3 protein-coding genes and 4 pseudogenes are annotated in these 5434 nt (G+C 65.1%); 3 read left to right on the top strand and 4 right to left on the bottom strand.

The window, feature by feature from the left end; translation table 11 throughout:
* The first annotated feature begins 630 nt into the window (after nt 1–630).
* Both ACIQOV_RS25790 and ACIQOV_RS25785 read left to right on the top strand, forming a co-directional pair.
* Nucleotides 631–1059: a hypothetical protein gene (locus ACIQOV_RS25790; RefSeq protein ID WP_331768684.1), complete on the top strand. Its 429-nt coding sequence runs from the start codon at nt 631–633 to the stop codon at nt 1057–1059.
* A gap of 421 nt (nt 1060–1480) precedes the next feature.
* Entirely contained in the window at nt 1481–1921 is a 441-nt protein-coding gene (locus ACIQOV_RS25785) for an MscL family protein (RefSeq protein WP_331768686.1), read from the top strand.
* A 36-nt stretch (nt 1922–1957) separates the two neighbouring features.
* Here ACIQOV_RS25785 and ACIQOV_RS25780 read toward each other — a convergent pair.
* The 4 pseudogenes from ACIQOV_RS25780 to ACIQOV_RS25765 form a co-directional block, all read right to left on the bottom strand.
* Nucleotides 1958–2263: pseudogene (locus ACIQOV_RS25780) on the bottom strand (transposase); the annotation flags it as partial.
* 15 nt (nt 2264–2278) lie between these two features.
* Nucleotides 2279–2971 (bottom strand): annotated as a pseudogene (locus ACIQOV_RS25775) (transposase family protein); the annotation flags it as partial.
* An 18-nt stretch (nt 2972–2989) separates the two neighbouring features.
* Nucleotides 2990–4180, bottom strand: a pseudogene (locus ACIQOV_RS25770) (IS4 family transposase); the annotation flags it as partial.
* A gap of 234 nt (nt 4181–4414) precedes the next feature.
* A pseudogene (locus ACIQOV_RS25765) lies at nt 4415–5275 on the bottom strand (ISAzo13 family transposase); the annotation flags it as partial.
* Between ACIQOV_RS25765 and ACIQOV_RS25760 the strand changes: the two are divergent.
* Nucleotides 5246–5434 (top strand): hypothetical protein (locus ACIQOV_RS25760; RefSeq protein WP_401052284.1); only part of this gene is annotated, 189 nt, incomplete at its 3' end. The pseudogene ACIQOV_RS25765 and the gene ACIQOV_RS25760 overlap by 30 nt on opposite strands.

Below are 5434 nucleotides of genomic sequence, written 5' to 3'. Positions count from 1 at the left end.
GGAGCTTCGATGCGTACGTGACGGATCGACTCCCGCCTCTCACCCCGTTATGACCTGCGGACTCATGCCCTAACCGGGACTTTGCAACAGCCCTGGAAGAACATCGAAGGCACCCGCGCCAAGCTGAAACGCCTGGTCAAACTCGATGTCCTCATCGAAGTCGACACCGGCAGCTTTACCAAGAAGCAGTAGCCGACCAAGCCCCGCGACCAGCAGCCCTGTCCTGCTTTACTTCGAAACGGACATCAACTCTCGAACCGCCCTCTGAGGATGGCCGGGACCCCCCATATCGCTACCATCGTCGATGATTCCGCCCGTAGCCAGGCGAATCCGAGGCCATGTTCAGGCAGCATGGACTCCCGTATGGGCAAAACCCACCAATGTCGCTCACGCCCCCACCAGCGGGCAGCACTATCGCCCTAACGAGGCCTCATATAAGATCAACTGCCAGACCTGGCAGGCTTAACACTGGAGCTACAACCGGGTGACGCAAAATGCGGATCAGGCACCATCGGGAGCCCGCTCATCCAGTCCGCGGTGCACACGGCGACGTGGCCCAGCCACCTGCAGGCGAGAGATGTATGCTCCAGAGCCACCTGCCGGTGCCACTTCTTTTGACAAGGAGAGATAATGAGTAATTTCGTCATCATTACGAATGACACTATCGCCGTAACCATTCCCACGGCAATCATCCCCGCTATCGTTTCCCCAGTGCCAATCATTGGCTCGAGTGCGAATTTGTCAGTCGACAATCTTCGCGCCTGCCTAATGGGTGACGAGCTTCCACTGTCAATCTCCACCCCCCTTAATTACACTACTCCCTCTCATTCCGTAGCAGGCATGGGCAAACTAAGCCTCGAACTGCCCCCTGCAAACACAACGGCGAAGACAAAAAATGGAAATAAATCCCTACTCCTCAAGGGATCCTCTTTTACTGCAAAATTCCAGGTCACCACCCCGGCGACGATGCCACCTCCTGCCAGTACCCCGGATCCGGAGTTGGTTAAGGTCGGGACTGCCACCTTCGCCACCAAGAACACCAAGTTCTTGGCAAGTTGACCGATCTCGATCAGAGCGTGTCTGCGGTCTCCCGCCGCGAGGGGCCGGTGGTCGGCCGCCGGCGCAATGCTGCCCGGTGCCCGTGTAGCCTAGCCGCATCACCGCCCTCGGCCGACCACCGGCCGCCCCGTGGCCAAGCCCCCTGAGGAACAGCGGCTCGACATCACCATTGGCAAGCAGTCCGCCCGCCTCTGGAAGGGCGCCACCCACTGCCACTCGCAGCGGGATTCACTGGCGCTTCCTAAAGCGATCACCAGAGCCTGGAACATGTGACGTACCTCGCAGTCCAACCGTGGACATACCGAAACGACGACGGTCACCACTCGGTCGGCGCAGCTCTGGTGGCGCGCTGTGGCGGGATGGGCTGGCCTTGACCTTGGCGTCGGCTAGGCGCCCCTAACCAGACCTGCGAGGAGCAGTCATGCTCAATGGATTCAAGAACTTTTTGACGCGCGGTGATGTCGTTTTTGTGGCCATCGGGTTGATCGTTGCATTAGCGTTCAGCACACTGATCAAGGCGTTCACGGACAACGTGATAACGCCGATCATCACTCGGACTCAGGGCGGCCATTCGGCCGGACTCGGCTGGCAGTTGGGTGATCCGGGTAACACCTCGACGTACCTCAACATCGGGCAGTTCATCTCCGCCCTGATCTATTTCGTGATCTTCATGGCGGTGGTCTACTTCCTGATTTTTGTCCCGTACAAGCTGGTCCAGGCCCGCCGGGGAATCAGCGTCTTCGGTCCCCCGAAACCCGCGAAGACCTGCCCGGCCTGCGCCTCCGACGATATCCCGCGGAGTGCCACCAAGTGCCGCTACTGCGGCACCAACCAGCCCATCCCGCCGGTCGGCGGTCTGTAAGAGGGCATTTGGTGAGAGTGGTTTGCCCTTTATGTTCTAGTAAGTTCCTCGCCAGGTTGGTGTGGTCTCGTCCGTTATGCGCTTGGTGAGGTTGTCGATCGAGGCAATGTGGATCATGGCTTCGGAGCTGGCCGGGAGGGTCTCGTAGTCGCGGGCGAGGCGGCGGCGTTGCATGATCCACCCCAAGCTTCGTTCGACCACCCATCGCCTTTTCGCCCCGTGAAATCCAGGGACGTCGGACTTCCGGTGGACGACCTCGACGTCGACTCCGAGGCTTGCGCCGTGCTCGATCATTGCGTTCTTGAAGCCAGTGTCGACCCAGCTCTTGGAGATGCTCGGGTAAGGGCTTGCAGATAATTAACACGCTGATTTTGTGGCGGAGTTGGGCTCACGTCCTTGTGTGACGACGCGGGCGTGGATGGCGGCCAGGGCGGTGGGCGGGGATGGTGCGGGCGGGATCTCGGCCCCGTGCCGGTCGAGTAGCTGCCTGATCTTGTGGAAGGTGCGGTGCACCGCGCTCCGGCTGCTGCCGAACAGCACGGCGAGGGGTTCTGCGGGCAGGCCGAGCCGCAGGTGGAGGACGGTAGCCAGGACCTGCTCGGGAAAGGGCAGCCGGGGCGGGCGGCCCATCCCGGCGCCGGGTTGTGCTTCGTGCAGAGCGGCCAGGCTGGCGGTGAGGACGTCCAGGTCGTGCTGGGACATGCCGGTCAGGGTGGGATCGGACAGCGTGGCCTGGTCCCAGGCGACGCCGGGAACATGCTCCTTGGCAGGGGACACGCCCACCAGCGCAGGGTGGAGGACGTAGTTCCAGTCGCCGTGGAAGGCGTGCCGGGTAAGCGGCAGCGCGGCCATGTCCGCGTCGCCGATCTTGACGCCGGTCGGGTAGCTGCCGGTGTCGAGTTCGGCGTGGACGCGCAGTCCGCTGCGGCTGGTGGTGGCGGCGATGGTCTGCACGATGACCTCGCGGCTGGTCAGTGGGCGGCCTCGCCAGTTCATGGTGATGTGGGAGAACAACCTGTGCTCGATCTTGTTCCACTTCGAGGTGCCCGGCCAATGCCGTTGCTTGACTCAGTGAACTATCATAGGGTTCAGGGTGATGGTCTTCGCTGGGACACGTCGGGTCGGTCGACGTGGTTGACCTGCCTTGCGGATTGAGTAGCGGCCGTCGGCGCGTTTCAGGAGCCGGTCGGCTTCCCTGAGCCGCCTGGGGCCGCTGTCGAGCTTGCGGCGGACTTTCGCTGCCATGTTCGCCAGGAACTGCTTCATCCTGGCCGGGGTGTGCTGGCTCTGCCGGACCACGCTGCGCCGGACGTGCTTGAGGATCTTGAGGAAGGAGATCCGGTCGGGGTCGAACCGGCCGCGGTCGGCGACGCGCATGACGATCCGAGTCAGGCAGTGATGGATGATCAAGTGCGCCCACGCCTCCTGGCGTGCCAGTTCCGGGTCGGCGGAGCGCAGGATCGCCAGACCACCGCGCTGGAACGTCTTGATCTGCCGATAGGTGGTCTCCGCTTCCCAGCGCTCGTGATACAAGGCCGCCAACTCCGCGGCGGGGAAGGCGTCAGGGTCCATCAGATCGGTCAGCAGGCGGATGACCTCGCCGCCGTCGACCTGGTACTCGATGACGCGCACCAACACCCCGCCGGGGTGGTTCCCCTTCTGTCCGGCCAGGTTCATCCGCGCCAGGTAGGTGCCGTCCGGCAGGTGCTCGACCGGGCGGCGGGCCACGCTTGAGCGGGCCCGCAGGAGCAGGTGAGCCCCGGCCCGCGCGTAGGCCTTCCACAGCTCGACGCCTGGGAAGCCGCGACCCATGATGACGAGCATCCCCGCCGCACTGCCAGCCATCGCCACCGCCAACTCCCGTTCCCCGCCGCTGAATGCGCCCACCCGGACGTCCACCGACGCGTGCGTCGCGGCCTCCGTCAAGGTCACCACCCGCACCTGCGGGAACCCGGCCGGGTTACCTCGCACGTCCAGGAGCCCGCCCAGCTCGGCCCGGTTGGCAGGTGTGTCCGGCGCATCCAGCACGAACCCGTCCACCGCCGCGACCCGCATCCCACGGTAGAACGCACCCGAAAGCCCCAGCGGCGCCGCCGGCCCGGCCAGCTTCCGGAACACCGCCTCCAGCGCCGCCTCGCCCAGCCGCCGCCGAGCCCGCGTGAACGAGGACTTGTTCGGGATCGCCTCGTGCATATCCGGCCATGCACCCACCAGGTTCTCCGCGACATCGTCGTAGGAGTCCTGATGGAACAGCGCCAACGCGAGCACGTAGTGACCATGAACCGGGACGGCAGCGCCCCCGGACGCCGGTCCCGCCGACGGCACTCCGCCAGCGCCTGGTCCACCAACCCCGGCAGCACCCACTCGGTCAGGACACCAAGCCGTACCTCGTCGGACAAGCCACTCCACGGATGCACAACCGGACCAACGACCCCGCCCCGACACCGTCACCCGTTCCGCGGCAGTTGTTCTCGAATTCAAGCAACGGCATTGGGTGCCCGGCGGCAGGTGGCACACGGTGATGGTCAGCCCGGTTTCGGCGGCCAAGGCGGCGAGCTCGATCTTCCAGGCCCGGGTGCGGTGGCCGTTGGAGCCCCCGGCGTCCGCGGTGATCAGCAAGCGGGTGGCCTGCGGGCAGGTGTCCTTGCCCTGGCCGTGCCACCATCGGCGGATCGGGGCCACCGCGAAGGCGGCGGTGTCGTGGTCGCAGCCGACGTTGACCCAGCCGGCGTTCGCCGCGAGGTCGTAGATCCCGTACGGGACGGCCTTGCCCAGCTCGGGATCGGCGAAGTCGTGGACGCTGACCCGCACCGGCTCGCCGGTGGGCTGCCACTCGCGGCCGCTGTTCTTGAACTCGCCGACCAGTTCCTTCTTCTTGGTGTCCACACTGATCACCGGTTGGCCCGCGTCCCGGTGCTCGCGGACCTGTTCGTTGAGGTGGCGGAACTGCGCGTCGCGGTCTGGGTGTTGGGTGCCTTCAAGGGTCTTGGTGTTGGCCTGGAGGCTGAAGCCTTCCTCGCGGAGCAGGTCGGCGACCGTGTCGGCCGAGATCCGGTGGCCCTGTCTGGTCAGCTCCGAGGTCAGGCGGCGGGTGGACTTCGTCGTCCACCGCAACGGCGACATCGGATCACCGCGTACATCGGGCTCGACCAACGCCAGCAGCACCGACCGCAGCCCGGAGTCGAGTTCGACCAGTCGCTTGCGCCCTCCGCCCGGCCGGCGCACCCGCCCCAACGGGGCCTGGCCCGACTCCAGCTCGGTCACGCCCTTGGACACGGTCGCCTCGCTGACGCCCGCCGCGCGGGCGACGGCCCGGATCCCGTCGTGTCCCAGCACCCGGGCCTCGGCTCCTATCGTCAGACGGCGCTGCCGCTCGTCCAGATGCGGCAGCAATGCCTCAAACTTGGATGCGAGTTAACTAAGGCCTGTCTGATAATTGATCTTGTGGCAGGTCGAGGCGAGTTGACGGACGTGGTGTGGGAGCGGATAGAGCCCCTGCTGCCGCAGGTGGAC

Origin of the sequence: Kitasatospora sp. NPDC091257, from assembly GCF_044757675.1 — a bacterium.
In the GTDB taxonomy this organism is placed as follows: domain Bacteria; phylum Actinomycetota; class Actinomycetes; order Streptomycetales; family Streptomycetaceae; genus Kitasatospora; species Kitasatospora lactacystinica.
Note: the sequence above shows the minus strand (reverse complement) of the source record. Positions and strands in the feature narration are given on the sequence as shown.